The sequence below is a fragment of the Acinetobacter sp. WY4 genome (assembly GCF_018438165.1).
GTDB lineage: Bacteria > Pseudomonadota > Gammaproteobacteria > Pseudomonadales > Moraxellaceae > Acinetobacter.
On the sequence record NZ_CP053947.1, the window covers coordinates 2790188 to 2808086 of the forward strand.

At 44.3% G+C, this 17899-nt stretch carries 17 protein-coding genes; 10 read left to right on the top strand and 7 right to left on the bottom strand.

All coding sequences use genetic code 11. The annotated features are described in order from the left end of the window. Positions 1-121 precede the first annotated feature (121 nt). Positions 122-3178, top strand: a complete 3057-nt coding sequence (locus tag G4D73_RS13080; protein WP_004279252.1) for a DNA translocase FtsK — start codon at positions 122-124, stop codon at positions 3176-3178. 61 nt (positions 3179-3239) lie between these two features. Here the strand turns inward: G4D73_RS13080 and G4D73_RS13085 are convergent, their stop codons facing one another. The 6 genes from G4D73_RS13085 to G4D73_RS13110 form a co-directional block, all read right to left on the bottom strand. Then, complete coding sequence (locus tag G4D73_RS13085; RefSeq protein WP_004279254.1) at positions 3240-3527, bottom strand: PA4642 family protein; 288 nt, start codon at positions 3525-3527, stop codon at positions 3240-3242. Positions 3528-3723: 196 nt separating this feature from the next. Beyond that, complete coding sequence (gene minE, locus G4D73_RS13090; RefSeq protein ID WP_004279256.1) at positions 3724-3996, bottom strand: cell division topological specificity factor MinE; 273 nt, start codon at positions 3994-3996, stop codon at positions 3724-3726. Between the two features lie 2 nt (positions 3997-3998). Then, a complete protein-coding gene (gene minD, locus G4D73_RS13095) occupies positions 3999-4811 on the bottom strand; it encodes a septum site-determining protein MinD (protein ID WP_005096033.1) in 813 nt (270 codons plus the stop codon). Positions 4812-4877: 66 nt separating this feature from the next. Next, a complete protein-coding gene (gene minC / locus G4D73_RS13100; RefSeq protein ID WP_004279260.1) occupies positions 4878-5591 on the bottom strand; it encodes a septum site-determining protein MinC in 714 nt (237 codons plus the stop codon). Positions 5592-5750: 159 nt separating this feature from the next. Further along, on the bottom strand, positions 5751-6815 hold the full coding sequence (locus tag G4D73_RS13105; protein WP_213686935.1) for a preprotein translocase subunit SecA: 1065 nt from the start codon (positions 6813-6815) through the stop codon (positions 5751-5753). A 2-nt stretch (positions 6816-6817) separates the two neighbouring features. Then, entirely contained in the window at positions 6818-7759 is a 942-nt protein-coding gene (locus tag G4D73_RS13110) for an acyltransferase (RefSeq protein ID WP_213686936.1), read from the bottom strand. A 252-nt stretch (positions 7760-8011) separates the two neighbouring features. Here G4D73_RS13110 and G4D73_RS13115 point away from each other — a divergent pair, with 252 nt between their 5' ends. From G4D73_RS13115 to G4D73_RS13155, 9 genes are all read left to right on the top strand, one after another. Continuing rightward, entirely contained in the window at positions 8012-8665 is a 654-nt protein-coding gene (locus tag G4D73_RS13115; RefSeq protein ID WP_004646124.1) for an OmpA family protein, read from the top strand. Positions 8666-8802: 137 nt separating this feature from the next. Then, positions 8803-10842, top strand: a complete 2040-nt coding sequence (locus tag G4D73_RS13120; protein ID WP_213686937.1) for a UvrD-helicase domain-containing protein — start codon at positions 8803-8805, stop codon at positions 10840-10842. Between the two features lie 47 nt (positions 10843-10889). Further along, entirely contained in the window at positions 10890-11342 is a 453-nt protein-coding gene (gene dut / locus G4D73_RS13125; RefSeq protein WP_005247107.1) for a dUTP diphosphatase, read from the top strand. Between the two features lie 385 nt (positions 11343-11727). Further along, positions 11728-13146 (top strand): phosphomannomutase/phosphoglucomutase, encoded by a 1419-nt coding sequence (locus G4D73_RS13130; RefSeq protein WP_213686938.1) that lies wholly within the window; start codon positions 11728-11730, stop codon positions 13144-13146. A 10-nt stretch (positions 13147-13156) separates the two neighbouring features. Further along, positions 13157-14065, top strand: a complete 909-nt coding sequence (gene argB / locus G4D73_RS13135) for an acetylglutamate kinase (RefSeq protein WP_005104791.1) — start codon at positions 13157-13159, stop codon at positions 14063-14065. Between the two features lie 131 nt (positions 14066-14196). Further along, positions 14197-15045: a class II glutamine amidotransferase gene (locus G4D73_RS13140; RefSeq protein WP_004730575.1), complete on the top strand. Its 849-nt coding sequence runs from the start codon at positions 14197-14199 to the stop codon at positions 15043-15045. Positions 15046-15320: 275 nt separating this feature from the next. Beyond that, the gene (locus tag G4D73_RS13145) at positions 15321-15776 is read left to right on the top strand and encodes a bacteriohemerythrin (RefSeq protein WP_004646133.1); all 456 of its coding nucleotides are present in this window, start codon (positions 15321-15323) and stop codon (positions 15774-15776) included. A 143-nt stretch (positions 15777-15919) separates the two neighbouring features. Next, complete coding sequence (locus G4D73_RS13150; protein WP_213686939.1) at positions 15920-16999, top strand: hypothetical protein; 1080 nt, start codon at positions 15920-15922, stop codon at positions 16997-16999. Then, positions 16999-17331, top strand: coding sequence for an RnfH family protein (locus G4D73_RS13155; RefSeq protein ID WP_005251162.1), 333 nt, complete (start codon positions 16999-17001; stop codon positions 17329-17331). The genes G4D73_RS13150 and G4D73_RS13155 overlap by 1 nt, the downstream gene beginning before the upstream one ends. Before the next feature lie 100 nt (positions 17332-17431). Here the strand turns inward: G4D73_RS13155 and G4D73_RS13160 are convergent, their stop codons facing one another. Further along, on the bottom strand, positions 17432-17830 hold the full coding sequence (locus G4D73_RS13160; RefSeq protein ID WP_004279275.1) for an outer membrane protein assembly factor BamE: 399 nt from the start codon (positions 17828-17830) through the stop codon (positions 17432-17434). Positions 17831-17899: the final 69 nt, after the last annotated feature.

The following is a 17899-nucleotide window of genomic DNA, read 5'->3' on the forward strand; positions in this document are numbered from 1 at the left end:
TGCTTGCACAATAGTGCATCTTTTTTCACAGAACAGGTGCATAATATGCATTTTATTGCGTCGCTTTTTTCAAGCATTGAAGCAAAAGAATATTCATGAAGAATTGGTTACAGGACAGTATATGACAGCGGTGTCGAGTGCCTATGCACAGCGCTTAGTAATGACATTATTTTTAGTCTCATTTGGGATTTATCTGTTTCTTGCAACAGTGACCTATACGCCATTTGATCCGGGGTGGATGCATATCTCCAGTGATACGCAGACCGTTTCGAATGCCAGTGGGGTAGCGGGTGCCTGGATTGCAGACCTTTTGTTTGGCTTCCTTGGTTGGGCAAGTCTGCTGATCCCTGTCTATCTGTTTATGGAAGCAATTCAGGTCTGGTGGCCGCGTAGCTTCCTGAACCGGCCATTTCGCTATGCTGCGCAATTCTTCCTGTTGCTGACCACCTCAGCGCTGTTGTTTTTATTTTGGCAAGTCCCTGCTGATACGCTGGATAATTCTTCCGGCGGTATTATTGGCTATGAATTAGGCCAGAGTCTGGAACAACTGCTGACAGTATACGGTGCAGCATTCTTCCTGCTGGTGCTTTGGGTGGTGCTATTTACCTTGGCGTTTGGGGTGAAATGGAACAAGACCTGGAGCAGCCTCAAAGCAACCCCTGCTTATTTACAAGACCTATTCTACCGCAATGTGCCTGAAGGCATGTCTGATTTTGACCGGACTGCACCTGTCGCCAAAAAAGAGCCAGTCATTAGTGCAAAAAAAGTAGCGGTTGCAGTAACACCTGCGCCTGAGCATCAACTGGTAGAAATAGATCCGGTGGTGCGCGATCAGGTGGCTGAACGCTTATTTGATGATTTTGCCGATAAAGAATCACAACAACCGCAGTTTTATGAGGATATTCCTGAGGCTGAGCAGCAGGCTCCTGAGCCAGTCGAGACATTTAAGCAAGTACAGCAAGTGCCTCAACAGCCGGATCGTGTGGTAGCCACAGGCGAGGTATGGCGTGCCTTACATTCAAATGAAGATCAGCGGCATAAACAGGATATTGATGCCTTACTCAAAGCAGCCGAAGAAGAACAGCTTAATTCTCCAGTCTCACATATAGCCGCTCCTCAACCTGTTTCAGCACAGACTCATGCTCACACCAGAACCGCATCGGCTTCACATACAGGCTTGGATTGGGATGATGATGAAATCTTTGATGAACTTCTGGCTGCAGTTCCGCAAGGCAAAACTGCGACAGATGTGCATAGCCCATTCAATACCGCGCCGCCTGAAAAAACGTCAAGAATTGTAGAAGACATGACCAATGTTGCACCTGTCATGGCATCTATGACAACGGCACATGTCGTGAAAAATAGCGCATTACAGGCCGATCTGGATGACCTGGGTGATTTGCTGATTGAAGAAGAGCCAAGCCAGCCGGTACGCAGCTCTAGCTATGCCCAGTCTTCTGCTTTTGTTCAGGCCCCGATTCAGCATCAGGGTATAGAGCGACCAGCATCTCCTCCTTCTGCAACTCATGCAGCAGTACGCGAGGCTTTATCTAAAGAAGAATTTGTAGAAGCTTGGCAAGAAACGGCTGGTAAACCACATGATGAAGACGAGTTTGATTTTGATGCACCTTTAACCGATGCTTCAGGCCGTCCGATGTCACGTGCCATGCAGGTGGCAGAGCGCCGTAAAGATTTATCGCCGCTTCCAGGCCTGGATTTACTGGATGAGGTCGATCCTAATAAAAAAGTGAATTTTACCGAAGAGCAGCTGGCACGTTTATCTGAGCTGCTTGAAATCAAGTTGCAGGAATTCAACGTCAAAGCCAAGGTGGTAGAAGCACAGCCAGGCCCAGTCGTGACACGTTTTGAACTGGATCTGGCGCCAGGGGTAAAAGCCTCTAAAGTGACGAATATTTCGCGTGATCTGGCACGTTCGATGTCGATGGCATCGGTTCGTGTGGTTGAAGTCATTCCAGGCAAGCCGTATATCGGAATTGAAGTACCAAACAGTACCCGTGAAATGGTCCGTTTAATCGAACTTTTGACCATTCCCGCCTTTACTGATCCGAATAGTATTCTCTCTATGGCAATGGGTAAGGATATTTCCGGTAATCCGGTAATTGCTGATCTGGGTAAAGCGCCGCATATGCTGGTGGCAGGGACCACGGGTTCCGGTAAATCGGTGGCGGTCAACTCGATGATTCTATCGATGTTGCTGAAATATACCCCAGATGAATTGCGTCTTATTCTGATCGATCCAAAGCAGCTGGAACTGGCGAACTATAATGATATTCCGCATTTGTTGACGCCTGTAGTCACCGATATGAAAGATGCGGTCAGCGCATTGAACTGGTGTGTCAATGAGATGGAACGTCGTTATAAGCTGATGTCTTTCTTGAAAATCCGTAAACTAAGCGACTATAACCGCAAGGTGGAAGAGGCGATTGCCAATGGTGAAGACCTGATCGATCCAACCTGGAAAGCCAGCGATTCTGTTGTGGGTGAACGTGCGCCGCGTTTGACGCCATTGCCTTCCATTGTGATTGTCGCGGATGAGTTCGCGGATATGATCATGCAGGTCGGTAAGAAAGCTGAAGAGATGATTACCCGTCTGGCACAAAAATCACGTGCTGCCGGTATTCACCTGTTGCTTGCGACCCAACGTCCATCGGTGGACGTGATCACCGGTTTGATCAAAGCCAATATTCCAACACGTGTCGCGCTACGGGTTAACTCCAAGATCGACTCGCGTACTATTCTGGATGCGGGTGGTGCAGAGGACTTGCTCGGTCACGGTGACATGCTATTCCTCGGCCCGGGTAAAATCGAACCTGAGCGTGTACATGGTGCCTTTATTGCCGATGACGAAGTCAACCGGATCTGCGATGCATGGCGTGAACGTGGTTCACCAAATTATGTCGACGAGATCCTGACACCATTTGATGAAGAACCATCCAGCCGTGGTTTTGAAGATGGTGGTGAGGGCAGTTCAGACCGTGATGCACTGTATGACCAGTGTGTAGCTTTTGTTTTGGAAACCCGTAAGGCTTCTACTTCATCCTTGCAACGTAAATTCAGTCTGGGCTATAACCGTGCTGCACGGATCATTGACCAGATGGAAGAAAACGGCATTGTCAGCGGTATGGGTGCCAATGGTAAACGCGAGATTCTGGTTTAATTTCAGTCTACCTACAATAAAAAAGCCTGCTTTCAAAGCAGGCTTTTTTATGTATTTTGACTCAGGCAAATTTTGCCAATACATCCAGAAACTCGGCACTTTGACGCGGGAAAGTGGCAATCACGTCATGAATCCGTTGTCCTTCCGGATTGGTTGCATTGACATCACGGCCATCAGCGACAAATTTCGTCAACAGGCGTTCATAATCAAATGGACGCATATGCTTGAAAGCATGATAGAGCACGTGAAAATCAGCATTAACACCTGCAGGAGGAAGCTGATTCAAGTAGGCAAATACACGCTCATCTGACCATTCTTCGTTAAAGGTCGCTGGTTGAGATAATGCCATCGCAATTTCCTTGATCTAATGTAGTTTTTTCGGCATGAAAAAAGGCAAAATATGAGACTAGATTAGCAAAGCACTGCTTTGCCTAGTCGCAAGACTTGAAGCTATGCTTCAAGTGGGCGGAATATAGCTAAACTACTATTTCTACCACTCTCATATTTTGCCTTGAATCAATTTACTTGACCAATCAAAAATCAGATTATCGTTCTTCAGGTAAATTGATATTCATTTCAAGCATTTCAATATTGGCTTCAGAACGGACCTGCATTTGAATATGCTGTTCATCGACACCGCGAACATAACGATTGACCACTTGCATGATTTCAGTCTTCATCTGGTCAATTTTGTCCTGGCTCAAGCGACGACCCAAGCCTTGTTCGGATGCAACGATCACCTTCAAACGGTCTTTAGCAGTCCGTGCGCTTGATGGTTTATCCTCGCCACTAAAAAGTTTACTCCAGAATCCTGCCATGTCTACGCTCCAAATAGTCGTGCTAACCAGCCCTTAGGTTTTACCTCGATATGACGGTAAGGACGCTCTTCGCCAAGGAAACGCGCAACCAGGTCATCATAGGCCTGACCTGCTGCAGCTTCAGTGAAAAGAATCACTGGCTTACCTTCGTTTGATGCTTGTAAAACGCTTGGACACTCAGGAATAACACCTAGGGTCGGTACACGTAAAATATCCTTAGAAATATCGTCAATCGTCAGCATTTCCTGTTTATCGGCACGTTCCGGATTGAAACGGGTAATACACAGATGCTTACGAATGCGACCTTCGTTTTGTTCTACTTTTTTAGTTTTACTGTCGAGCATACCAATGATACGGTCAGAGTCACGTACTGAAGAAATCTCAGGGTTGGTCACAATGATGGCTTCATCCGCATGATACATGGCCAAAATAGCACCACGCTCAATACCGGCAGGCGAATCACAGATAATATAATCAAATTCCTGCGAAAGCTCATCCATTACACGAGCAACACCTTCATCGGTTAAGGCATCTTTATCACGTGTTTGTGATGCAGGTAAAATATATAAATTTTCAATATCTTTATCGCGAATCAGTGCTTGTTGTAATCGTGCTTCGTTATTTAAAACATTCACAAAATCATAAACTACACGGCGTTCACAGCCCATAATCAAATCAAGGTTACGTAAACCTACATCAAAATCAATAACAACAGTTTTGTGACCGCGTAGGGCTAAACCTGTTGCAAAAGATGCACTTGTTGTAGTTTTACCTACACCACCTTTGCCTGACGTTACGACAACAATTTTCGCCACCGAATCCACTCCTGTTATGGTTCAAATCCCCTGTTTAAAATGGGGTTTTTGGTGTTTATTTATACATTAAAATTGTAGAGCTTCAAATACAAGCTCTAGTTGATCATTCAAGTAAATATGCACAGACTTTTTAACTACATGCGGTGGAATGTCATCCGCCACACAATAGGTTCCTGCAATTGAAATCAGTTCAGCTTCGAGGCTATGACAGAAAATGCGTGCTGCAGTATTACCACCCGCGCCCGCAATGACACGGCCACGTGCGCTGCCATAGACATGAATATTGCCCGAAGCAATCACTTCTGAACCACTGTTGATGCCGGCATTAATAATAATGTCGCCATTATGCTGCACGATACATTGGCCGGTACGCAGGATTTCATCATGATATGAGGTGATATGCGCGACGATCGGGGCAGCAGGGGCTTGATCATCACTCACCGCAGTAGGTTCTGGTTTAACTTCCACGACCTGTTCTTTGGTGGCTTTAACTTCTTCTAACTGGCGATCAGGTGGCAGTACCGGGAACTGAATAGCGCGCGCCTGATCTCCAAGTAAGCCTTCAGTAACAGCCATGGGCTGTACATCCAGACTGATTAATAGTTGAATCAGCGCAATGAGTTCCTGTTCAACTGAACTTTCAATGACTGCCAAAGTGCCGGGTGGAAATGCTGCTTGTAATTTTGGGCTAAGTTGCTGGCGGATGGCATCATGATCATTGGTATCTAAGCTAATGCGTATCGCATTGACCATTCTGCCTTTTATCCGTATATCAGCCATAATTCTTCCTTAAATACTTCTGACGTGCTGGTTTTGTGTCGAAGCAATGTTGTAAATAGTGCAAATCCTAGAACAAATTGCAGTAATTCTCTAGCGATCTCAGTTATTTTTTTATGCGAACAGGACCGGACGGATTAGTCTGATTCTGTACTTTAAACTTTACTTATCTATTGAGCTCTGATTTTGCTCATGTTCTTCTAAAATCTGTTGCCATTGTTTGACTTTTACCTGTTTTCGGATTGCTTCAAGTGTTTCAAAAACAGCCGATTCGACCAATTTATCAATATGTGGATTATGTTCAATCTGAATCTGGCTGATTTTATCTGAAATTAGGGTAAAAGTCGGATTTTCTTTTTGACCTGTGTGGGTAAATGGTTCAATCAGTCCTTGCGTGATATTTTCCCCCAAGCGTTGACCAATACTTTGAATTTGCTGTTCAATCCGGCTGCCCACAATTGGAATCAAACGTAATAATTGGGTCAATTCAGGAGTGTCTTCAATCGCCTGATTCACTACTTGCCCTACATTTTTAGCGATCATGGAACGTTGTGACTGTAATTCCTTGCCTAAAGATTCCTGCAAGATATCTGCCAAAGCAATGGCCAGTAATTTACGATGATGTTCCACCAGATCATCAATTAACTGTTTATGTGATGTGCTTGTGGTCAGTTCACGCTTGATGCCGTCCAGTACGGTCAGGACCACCCGGCTGGAAAGCTCTTCCATCAGCATGTTGTAATAAAAGTTGCCTTGGCGATACCAGCGATTGGGAATTACTTTATAACCATGGCTATGCAGGTTGTAGCCAATCGCGACCGCACGCAGCAGGCGCAGGAAACGTAGCTGAGGGATAATGGATAAAATTTCATACCAGTGTACAAAAGGGAAAAACCACCAGCGCCGATGATGACGTAGAACAATTGCGATAACCCAGCGTGCCAGTAATTCACAGACCAAGAAAGTGGTAAACCAGCCCTCGGTAATGATGACCCAAGGGCGTAAATCACTTTTATAAAACTGCAAAATTTCCGGTAAGCGAATGAAGTCAAACAACCACTGACCAAAATCGCTCATTAAAATGGCGTTGGCACTCAGACAGAACAGATTGATGATGATTAAAACCATCATCAAAATTTCGTAAATCAGTGCAATTTTCCAGCCCCAGGTTCCTTTACGAACAAATTTAAAGGAGCTGGACGTTATGTCCGGGTTGTCGTTCTTCATAATTACTCGGTTACAGATCCGACTGGGGCTTGGGTAAAGTTCTGCTGCATGTGTGCGATGAGCTGATCTTTTTCAGTCCAGATCTGATCAATCCATTTTTGAAAACGTGCACGATATTCAGCATCATCTTCATAATTGCCGCCCAGTACCCAATCAGGAATATCAATTTTTCTTAAATTTACCGCAATACGTGGTACTTCACCTAACCAAAATTCACCATAGCCCGGAATACCGTCAGGATAAACAATGGTCATGTCGACCAGCGCATCAATTTTATCGCCGAGAATACTGAGCGCCAATGCCAGACCACCGGCTTTAGGTTTCAGTAAATGTGTGTAGGAAGACTGCTGCTGATCATGCTTTTCCTGGGTAAAACGCGTGCCTTCCAGATAATTTAACAGGGTAAAAGGCTGACTGATCAGCTGTTCACAGGATTTACGTGCTTCTTCCATATCCCGATATTTCAACGCAGGGTTTTTGGCAATCTGTTCCTTGCTATGCCGTTTCATCATCGGGAAGCCTAAGATTTTAAAAGCCTGACCGACAAAAGGAATAAAAATAAGTTCCCATTTAGTAAAGAAGCGCGTCAGGGGCATACGGGTCAGACCGAAGTACTGATTGACAGTAGTATCGACCCAGCTTTGATGATTACAGGTCATCAAATAACGTCCCTGCATATTCAAATCCAGTGATTCATCTACACTGATTTGCCATTGCGTGTTTTTCAGCACATGCTCAATCAGCCAATTATTGACCCCTAACCAGCTGTTGGTAATCTTGATATTGGTTTCATCCACTTTTGCGGATTTTTTAAAAAGTTTGGTTAAACCCAAGGCCAGCACCGGGGGACCATGAAAAAAAGTACTGCCCGTCATGACGGATGTGACCGTCAGGCCACGCGCCAGTTTTTTTAAAGTCGGTTGCTTGTTGCTATTCGATGACATATCCAAACAGTCCCCAGAGATTAATCACTTAAATTTTTTCATATTTTGAGTAATATAGAGACAGTTAGGCAAATAAAAAAGCCTAAACAGGAAACTATGAAGATATTGTGACGAACTACTTGGTTTTAGTTACATATAAACATTACAAAATATTACTAAACGATTTATTATTAACAAAAATTCAATGGTTAGCCCATTCAATTTAAATCATTATCTCGCTTAACAACAAAGCATACAACAAGGAGTCATGCGATGCGTGCACTAGTCATTTCAGCAGCTGTAGCAGGGGCCGTAGCACTTACAGGTTGTCAATCAACTGGTAATAACATCGGTGGTGTGGAATATGATAAAGCTGCTCTAGGTACTTTAATTGGTGCTGCAGCAGGTTACGGTGTTTCTAAAGGCAATGCGAATACCAGCCGTCAAAATAACCGTGCAGCAGCGATTGGTGCTGTGGTAGGTGGTGCAGCGGGTGTGTATCTTGATAACAAAGAGAAAAAATTACGTCAAGCAACAGCAGGTACTGGCGTAGACGTTAACCGTAATGCAGATGGTTCGATTAACCTTGTGATGCCGGGCAGCATTACATTTGATACCAACAAATCAAATATCAAACCAAACTTCTATGGCACTTTGAACAAAGTGGCGCAAGTATTAACCGAAGATAACAAGAGCGGTATTCTTGTAACTGGTTATACAGACAGCACGGGTAATGACTCAATTAACTTGCCATTGTCTCAAGCACGCGCAAACTCTGTAGCGACTTACTTGGCAGGCCAAGGTGTTTCACGTACACGTATTAATGCTCAAGGTTTAGGTTCAGCGAACCCAATCGCAGACAACACAACTGCTGCGGGTAAAGAACAAAACCGTCGTGTAGAAATCGCGGTATATGCAGTTCAATAATTCTTGAACGCTTAAGAAAAAACCACCTTCGGGTGGTTTTTTTATATCTGAATATTGACCTGATTAATCGTATTTTAAATTAGGCAACTGACGCAGAGATGACTATAATCGGAGCCGAATCTAGAAGAGGAAGCCATATGTCACTCGCCAGTCAGTTAAATGACAAGCAACTTGAAGCCATGAAATACACTCAAGGACCCTTGTTAGTACTTGCAGGAGCGGGTTCAGGCAAGACTTCAGTGATCACGCGAAAAATCGCGTATTTAGTCAAGCATTGCGGGATTCCCGCACATCGTATTACTGCGATGACTTTTACCAACAAGGCAGCACGTGAGATGAAAGAGCGTGTCAGCAAATTGTTGACGCGTGAAGAAAGTAAAGGCGTTTCAGTTTCGACCTTCCATACTTTTGGCCTGAATATGCTGCGTTTGGAGTTGAAACATACCCCACTGAAAAATAATTTCTCGATTCTGGATGCTGACGACTGTAAGCGCATTCTGATGGATTTGATGCAGCGTGACAATTTATCTGGTGCAGAAAGCAAAGAACTGATTGCCAAAGCTATGAAAATGATCTCGGACTGGAAAAATGATCTGATTCCGCCCGAGCAGGCCCATACCACCTGTGAAACTGCCGAAGATGTGCAGTTTGCGCATCTATATCAGCTTTATGAACGTAATTTGCGCGCCTATAATGCCGTGGATTTTGATGATCTGATTGTGATGCCAACGCGCTTGCTGCAGGAAAATGCAGAAGTCCGTGACAAATGGCAAAATCGTGTGCGTTATCTGCTGGTCGATGAATATCAGGATACCAATACGGCGCAGTATATTCTGGTGAAATTACTGGTCGGTGTGATGGGACAATTCACTGCGGTAGGCGATGATGACCAGTCGATTTATGCCTGGCGTGGTGCTAAACCGGAAAATATGGCTTTTTTGCAGCAGGATTTTCCTAATCTGAAAGTGATCAAGCTGGAACAGAACTATCGTTCGACCAGTCGTATTCTTAAAGCAGCCAACACCGTGATTGGCAATAATCCGCATATTTTTGATAAAAAGCTCTGGTCAGACAAAGGCCATGGTGAAGTGATCCGTGTGATTACCTGCCGAAATGATGATGATGAAGCAGAGCGCGTGGTTAAAGACCTGATCACGCATAAGCTGATGAATGGTAAAAGCTGGAAAGATTATGCGGTGTTGTACCGTGGCAATTTCCAGGCGCGTATTTTAGAAACCCATCTACGTCAGATGCAGATTCCGTATAAATTATCTGGCGGACAGTCCTTCTTCGCGCGTGCCGAAATCAAGGACATGATGAGTTATTTACGTCTGATCATTAACCCTGAAGATGACAGTGCATTCCTGCGAATTATCAATACGCCAAAACGGGCGATTGGTCCGGTAACGCTGGAAAAGCTCGGCTTATTTGCTCAGGAAAATAATCTGTCGCTTCTGGCTGCGGCAGCGGATCAGCGCCTGACCATGGCGATTCCGAAAAAGGCCACGACCCAATTGGCCGAGTTTGCCGATTTTATTGAGGGCTTTACCCGCAATTTACTGGATGATGATGAACCAGTGCCGATCATCCGCCAGATGATGATTGAAGCCGGTTATATCGATTACATCAAGGAAACTGCAGCCACGCCAGCGCAGGAAAAAACCAAGCTCGACAATATCGAAGTGCTCTACAGCAGCATTCAAAGCCTGATTAACCGCGCTGAGGATGTTGATGAAAAGAATATTGAAAGTGTAATTCGTAAAATGGTGCTGCTGGATATGCTGGAGCAGCAACAAGAAGAAGAAGACACCGATAAAGTCAACTTACTGACTTTACATGCATCCAAAGGTCTTGAGTTTCCTTATGTGTATCTGATTGGGCTGGAAGAAGAAATTCTGCCGCATAAAAACTCGATCGCTGCGGAAACCGTCGAAGAAGAACGCCGTCTGATGTATGTGGGGATTACTCGTGCACGTCAGGGCTTGACCATTACTTTGGCAGAACAACGCAAGGCGGGCGGGCAGATGAAGCAAATGACCCCAAGCCGTTTCCTGGATGAATTACCAGAAGATGAGCTGGAATGGTTAGGTCGTAAGAAAAAGCTGGCAGGCAACATCGATCCGAAATTACAAGCCCAACATTATCTTGATAATTTGCGTAATCTTATCAAACGATAAGAAACAAGGCTTGCTCTTATTTTAAATGAAACAACAGGAATGAATACATGAAAGTTCAGGTGAAAGTCCTTGACTCACGTCTCGGTCAGGAATGGCCATTACCGACTTATGCTACGACAGGTTCAGCGGGGCTGGATTTGCGTGCGTGTGTTACAGAAACTACGATCATTGAACCAGGCCAAACGGTTTTGGTAAAAACTGGTTTAGCAATCTATATTGAAGATCCTGCATTTGCTGGTCTGATCTTGCCACGTTCGGGTTTAGGCCATAAACATGGGATCGTGTTGGGTAACCTGGTAGGCTTAATCGATTCTGATTATCAGGGTGAATTGATGGTATCCGTTTGGAACCGTAGCCAGACGGCATTCAGTTTAGAGCCAGGTGAACGTTTGGCACAGTATGTGTTGGTTCCTGTGGTGCAGGCTGAATTCGATCTAGTGAATGAATTTGAAGCGACTGAACGCGGTGCTGGCGGTTTTGGTCATACGGGTAAAAACTAAGTTTTAATCATGGTTTACATTCATTAACTGGATGTAAGCCATTTTTTTTAGTTAAGTGATTCAGATATTAAAAATGAGCTGATTGAAATATATTTAAAAATAAAACCCTATTTTCTAGTTCAGTAGAGCCATTTAAATCTAAAATTTATGTAATGATCAAATATCTAATCAGATGAAACTCAAAATAAATATAATTAAATAAACATTGTTTAATTACAAGAACCCTATAATTCTAAAGTTGTAGATTATATTTTTATAATTGATTGTTACATTGAAATCGTTTAAAAATAGCGAGTCTTAAAACAAAAACAAATGTTTAAAGTCATTATGATGAAATCATCATTTTAAATCTCCTTATTTTAACGAATAGTGAAAAGACAGTTTTATGGGATCTATGAATCATCCATTCCCCATGCATATCTTTCGTGCCTATGACATACGCGGTAAAGTCAGTCTATTAGGTGCCGGGATCATTGATGCAATTGCCCACGGTTTAGCCCAGCAGTATCAGACTGCGGGACAGACACGTGTCGCCATTGGTTATGATGCACGCATCAGTAGTCCGGCTTTTGCCGACACGATTGCCCGTATTTTTAAAGATTATTCGCTGGAAGCCACTATTGTAGGCTGCTGTTCCAGCCCAATGCTATATTTCACCGCACGCCAGTTTGATGGCAATGGCATTATGGTCACTGCCAGTCATAATCCTAAAGAAGATAATGGTATTAAATGGATTATTGATGGTGAACCACCTTGTCCTGAGATGATTCAACAGGTGGCCCAACTGGCAAAGTCACATTGCGATAGCCAGCTAATTACTTTAGCTGAACTGCCGCATCAGATTATTCCAGAGTTTTGCCTGCAGTATCAGCAGGGAATATTAGAAGATATTCAATTAAAGCGCTCATTTAAAGTGATTCTGGATGGTCTGCATGGCTCAGCCGGACGTTGTGCCGACTTGGTACTCAGAAAAATGGGCTGTGAAGTGACTGCTTTACGTTGCGAGGCCAATGGACATTTTCCGGATCATGCCCCTGATCCTTCGCAAGACAAACATCTTGAGACTTTACGTCAAACCGTCATGCAGCAGCAGGCCGATCTCGGTATTGCTTTGGACGGTGATGGCGATCGCCTGGTTCTGGTTGATGAACATGGTCAGATTATTACAGCCGATCAGTTATTATGCCTGTTTGCCGAAATTTGTCTCACTGATTCAACGCCACGCCAATTTGTTTATGATGTGAAATGTTCAACTCTAGTTCGCGATACAGTGCAACGTCTGGGCGGGGAACCGGTGATGATTCGTACCGGTAGTTCATTTCTCAGAACATATCTGAACCAATCTCAGCAGCAAGCCATTTTTGGTGGGGAATATGCCGGACATTATGTCTTTAATGATGGTCGCGGCTGGGGCTATGATGATGGACTCTATGCAGCGCTCAGAGTCATGGAATATCTCGACCAAACGGGGCAAACTCTCGCGCAGGCCTTGGTGGCCTATCCAAAACGCCATGGTACTGAAGATCTTTATATTTCAACGCGCCAAGTGCGTCCAGTTGAGCTTTTAAACTTCGTTGAACAGCAATCCGCAAGAATTCATGCGCAAATCAGTAAAATTGATGGGATACGTCTTGATTTTGAGGATGGTTTTGGCATCATTCGAGCATCCAATACAGGTGAGTATTTCACGGTGCGCTTTGATGCCAATAATGCTCAAGGTTTGAATGAAATTCGTCATCTGTTTGTAGCCATGTTGCGTGACCGTTATCCAGAGATCGCTCAAGACATTTTAGATGCTCAATAAGGAGAGGCGAATGCCAAATCAACAAACAGGCATCGACAAAGCACAGATTTTGACAGAAGCTTTGCCGTATATTCAACGCTTTGCGGGTAAAACCCTGGTGGTAAAATATGGCGGTAACGCGATGACTGATCCAGAACTGGAAAGTTCATTTGCACGTGATATCGTATTATTAAAAACCGTCGGTATTAATCCGATTGTAGTGCATGGTGGTGGTCCGCAAGTCGATTCCATGCTGAAACAGCTGGGCCGTGAATCTGACCGTATTGATGGCATGCGCGTGACTGATCCTGCGACCATGGAAGTGGTCGAGATGGTACTTGGCGGTAGCGTTAACAAATCTATCGTGAACCTGATCAACCAGCATGGTGGCCGTGCGATTGGTCTTACCGGTAAAGATGGTAACCTGATCCGTGCACAAAAACTGTTGATGGAAAAAGTGGCTGAAGATGGTTCGGTTCAGCAAATTGATCTGGGTCTGGTCGGTGAAGTTGTCGGTGTGAAAACAGATGTTCTGGAAATGTTCACCAATAGTGACTTTATTCCAGTCATTGCCCCGCTAGGCGTCGACGAAGAAGGCAATACCTATAATATCAATGCCGATCTGGTCGCTGGTAAAGTCGCTGAAGCTTTGGGGGCAGAAAAACTGATTCTGCTGACTAACATCACGGGTGTACTGGATGAAAATAAAAATCTTTTGACTGGTTTGACCACTCAAGAAGTCGATCGTTTAATTGAAACCGGCGTGATTTATGGCGGCATGATTCCAAAGGTCGGTTGTGCGCTGGATGCGGTAAAAGGCGGCGTCGTAAGTGCACATATCGTGGATGGCCGTGTACCTCATGCCAGCTTACTAGAAATTTTCACCGATCATGGTGTGGGCACCCTCATTACCAATCGTGCCAATCCGCATCGTTCTTAAGCCAATTTTTTCGAAAAAGAGTCTCAATAGAGACTCTTTTTTATTTGGATTTCTTATAGCCACCTATTTGAAATGACTGGGACAGTCATGCACAATAAGCTTCTAAGTAAATAGAGAGCTGAAACCAGACCATGTGCCAACTGCTCGGAATGAATTGTGCCACCCCGACAGATATTACTTTTTCTTTTCGCGGGTTTTCCCAGCGGGCGGGCATTACCTCTGATCATGCGGATGGTTTCGGGATTGCTTTCTTTGAAGATAAAGCCTGCCGTCTGTTCGTCGATAACCAGTCCGCGATTGAATCACCGATTGCCGAGCTGGTACGTAATTATCCAATCAAATCACGCAATGTGATTGCCCATATCCGTAAAGCGACCCAAGGCAAAATTAATCTGGAAAACTCGCATCCTTTTAGCCGTGAACTTTGGGGGCGGCAATGGATTTTTGCCCATAATGGCGATTTATATGATTATTTTCCTGAACTGTCAGGGCGCTTTACCCCAGTCGGAAATACCGACAGTGAGCGTGCCTTCTGTTACCTGCTGGATCAACTGGTGAAACGCTTTGGCTATCATGAGCCGAAACTGGATCAGGTTTTCGATCTTCTAGCTGAAATTTCACCTGCAATCGCGGAGCATGGCACCTTTAATTTCTGCCTGTCGAATGGTCAGGCGCTGTTTAGCTATGCGATTACTAAACTCCACTGGCTGGTACGTGAATACCCGTTTAGACCGGCTCAGCTGATTGATATTGATGTCGAAGTGGACTTTAGTCAGGTCACGACCCCTGAAGATCGCGTCGCAGTGATTACCACTGAACCATTGACCCAGAATGAAGAATGGACTGCCTTCCAGCCCGGTGAAATGATCCTGTTTCAGCATGGGGCGAAAGTACGTTCTCAGTTGACGCATGTTGAACGTCTGGAACGTGAACGTCTTGATCCTTCCTTAAAACGCGTCACGCGAGCTGATCAATATTGAAATGCGATTAAAGACGGAGTTTAAACTCCGTTTTTTTATATTTAAAAAATAAGAAAAAATCTAAGAATAAATAAAGGTTTATTGCGGATTTTGGTTAATTAATATCTTAGCCTTTTACTCAGGATAAATTATTTTTAATTATATATAACAGAAACTTAAAATGAAAAAGCCGGATTTAGGCGGAAAGCCGACTAATTTGCTTCATTTTTATTTGAATCAATACGCTATATGCTCATTTTCACGTTATAAGTCCTTAATATTTATAGGTGGTCGTAATGAAAATGAAATGGGTTCCAGATTATAATACTGGTATCGATGTGATTGACGATCAGCACAAACGAATTCTCGATTATATCAACGAAATTGATGGAATTGATGCCAATACCGAGCGTGCCCGTATTAAACAGATTCTCGACAATATTATTGATTATACCCAGTCGCATTTCACCTTTGAGGAATCTCTTCAGGAAGAAGCCGGCTATAAATATCGGGTGCCGCATAAACGTGTGCATGACCTGTTTATTAAGAAAATTGAATCTTATCGTGACCGTTTTGAACTGGGGCAGTCGATTGAACATGAACTGCACGAAGTATTATCGAAATGGCTGATTAACCATATTCAGCACGATGACGCCGATTATGTCGGTGCCGTAAAAGAAAATATGATGGGCATCATCAAGGAAAAAGAAAAGAAAACAGGTAAAAACTGGTTCGCTCGTTTCTTCTCATAATAAAAGACGTAACGAGATAACAAAAATTAAAATCTAATTATAATTTTTGCGCAGCAAATCACTGTCATGGTGGTTTGCTTTTTGTTTTTGATTTTCACCGCTTCACAAGGCAAAATAGCGCTAGATTTTTATAGGAATGCATCATGCAGGACAATGCTATGTCAAAATGGTTATCGCCGCTGATGGCTTTCTGTTTATCGTTTATTATCATCGCGACGCTCGCACCGATAACCGGTATCCAGATTGATCGTCAGCTGGATTTCTGGATGCTCTGGTTGGCCACCATGCTGATTCTGGCGCTTCCAGTCTGCTACTTGGAAATTGCTTTGGCCAAGCGCTCTAAAACAACGCCATTACAGGCGCTGTCGACACTGACCCGTGAAGCTGATGCGTCACAGAAATGGCGTATTGTCGGCTGGTTAAGTGTGATCTTTATTCCGTTTTTGGCAGGTGCCATGCTGAACAATGCCAGCAATGTTCTGGCGATTGCTGCACTTGATCTTGCACCCAATCTTCTGTTGATTGGATTGACAATAGTAGCGTTGGCCCTGTCACTGCTACCGCGTCAAATTTTATTGGCTGTTACCACGATTGGCGTACTGGCGTCTCTGGTTCTAGCCAATGTGATGGGAACGGCGCTACCTGCATGGCAAGTCACACCAGTCGAGTTCTCGGAATGGGGCAATGCCACCGTATTGGCTTTGGTCGCAAGTGGTCTGGGCATGGGCTTGTACTGGCAGTCTAGCCTGAGCGCTGTACAACAACAGGATGTCGCCAGCAAGACGGTATTGCCGATCTGGATTGCGCAGCTCGTTGCTGTCATTGCATTTGCTTTCTTTGCCGTGCAAGCACAAATCCCTGCATTTACTCTGGTCGCAGCGATGGTGGCAGCTGCCGCATTAATTCTGCAAATGGCACGTGAACAGTTACAGCAACGCCAGCTTCATCCTGTGATTCAATGGGCGACTGTGGCTGCGGTTACGCTGATCTGGGCTATTCCAAATCTAAGCCCAATTTTCAATGTGGTCTTGCTCGTCTGGGGCTTATTGATTTGTTTGATCTATGCATTATTTGCCGGCTGGATCATGAAGATCAGTCATTTGCGTAAATCAATGAATTTCAGCTCTGAAGCGTTTTATAACATTTGGCGTATTGCAGTACGTGTAGTGTTACCGGTCGGGATTATTCTGGCAATCATTGCTGTCTTAGGACAATTCATCTGATGAGTGAGGCGATGATCTGGGTGGCGTATGCGACGCCAGAAAAACAATTTCATCTAGCCGTGCCATTTCAGTCCGGCATGACAGCATTGGATGCGATTGAGCAAAGTGGAATCCGTGAGCAGGTCGAATTGCCTGAACCGTTATCTCTGGGCATTTTTGGCGTGCGCTTGCAAGATCATCAGCAGCAACTGGCAGCAGGTGATCGGGTGGAAATTTATCGGCCACTGACCATCAATCCTAAAGACATCCGACGTAAACGCGCCGAGAAAAATCCTGTGGGTCGTTATGCCAGAGGCAATCTTTTAAGAAAGCTGAAACCATCTTCCGAATAGAAAGCGGCTTGAATGAGCAGTAGCCTCAATGATCTGCTCAATCAATCAGCTTAATCAAAAAAGCCCCTGATGATTCAGGGGCTTTTTCATGAGAAACCGGCTATAGTGGAGGAGCATTTAAAATTGCTTCTTTTGATCCTGGTAAGCCAGGTTGAGATTCTGGAATTGTCTCCAGACCTTCAACGCGTTCCACGATACCAGACTGGTTAAAGTAGATTTTCAAATGCTGGCCTTGGGCTGCCGGGATCTTGGCTTTTTTAGCGTAGGTTCCTGGGGTATAGTTATAGATGTAGTCCCAACGTAAAGGATTCAGTGGATCGCTTACTGTTGGACTGCCCAGTAAGAAACGCACCTGTTGATGGCTCATTCCCACCTGAATTTTAGCGGCTTGTGCTTGGGTTAAAGGGGTTCCTTGTGGAATATCTACTTTATAAACACCTAATGTCGAACAGCCGACGAGCAATGAAGTGACGAATAACGTCAACATGATTTTTTGCATTTTGCTAAACTATCCCAAATTAATTATGATGCATTTGATCCAAGGATAGATCATACTGCATCTAAACTT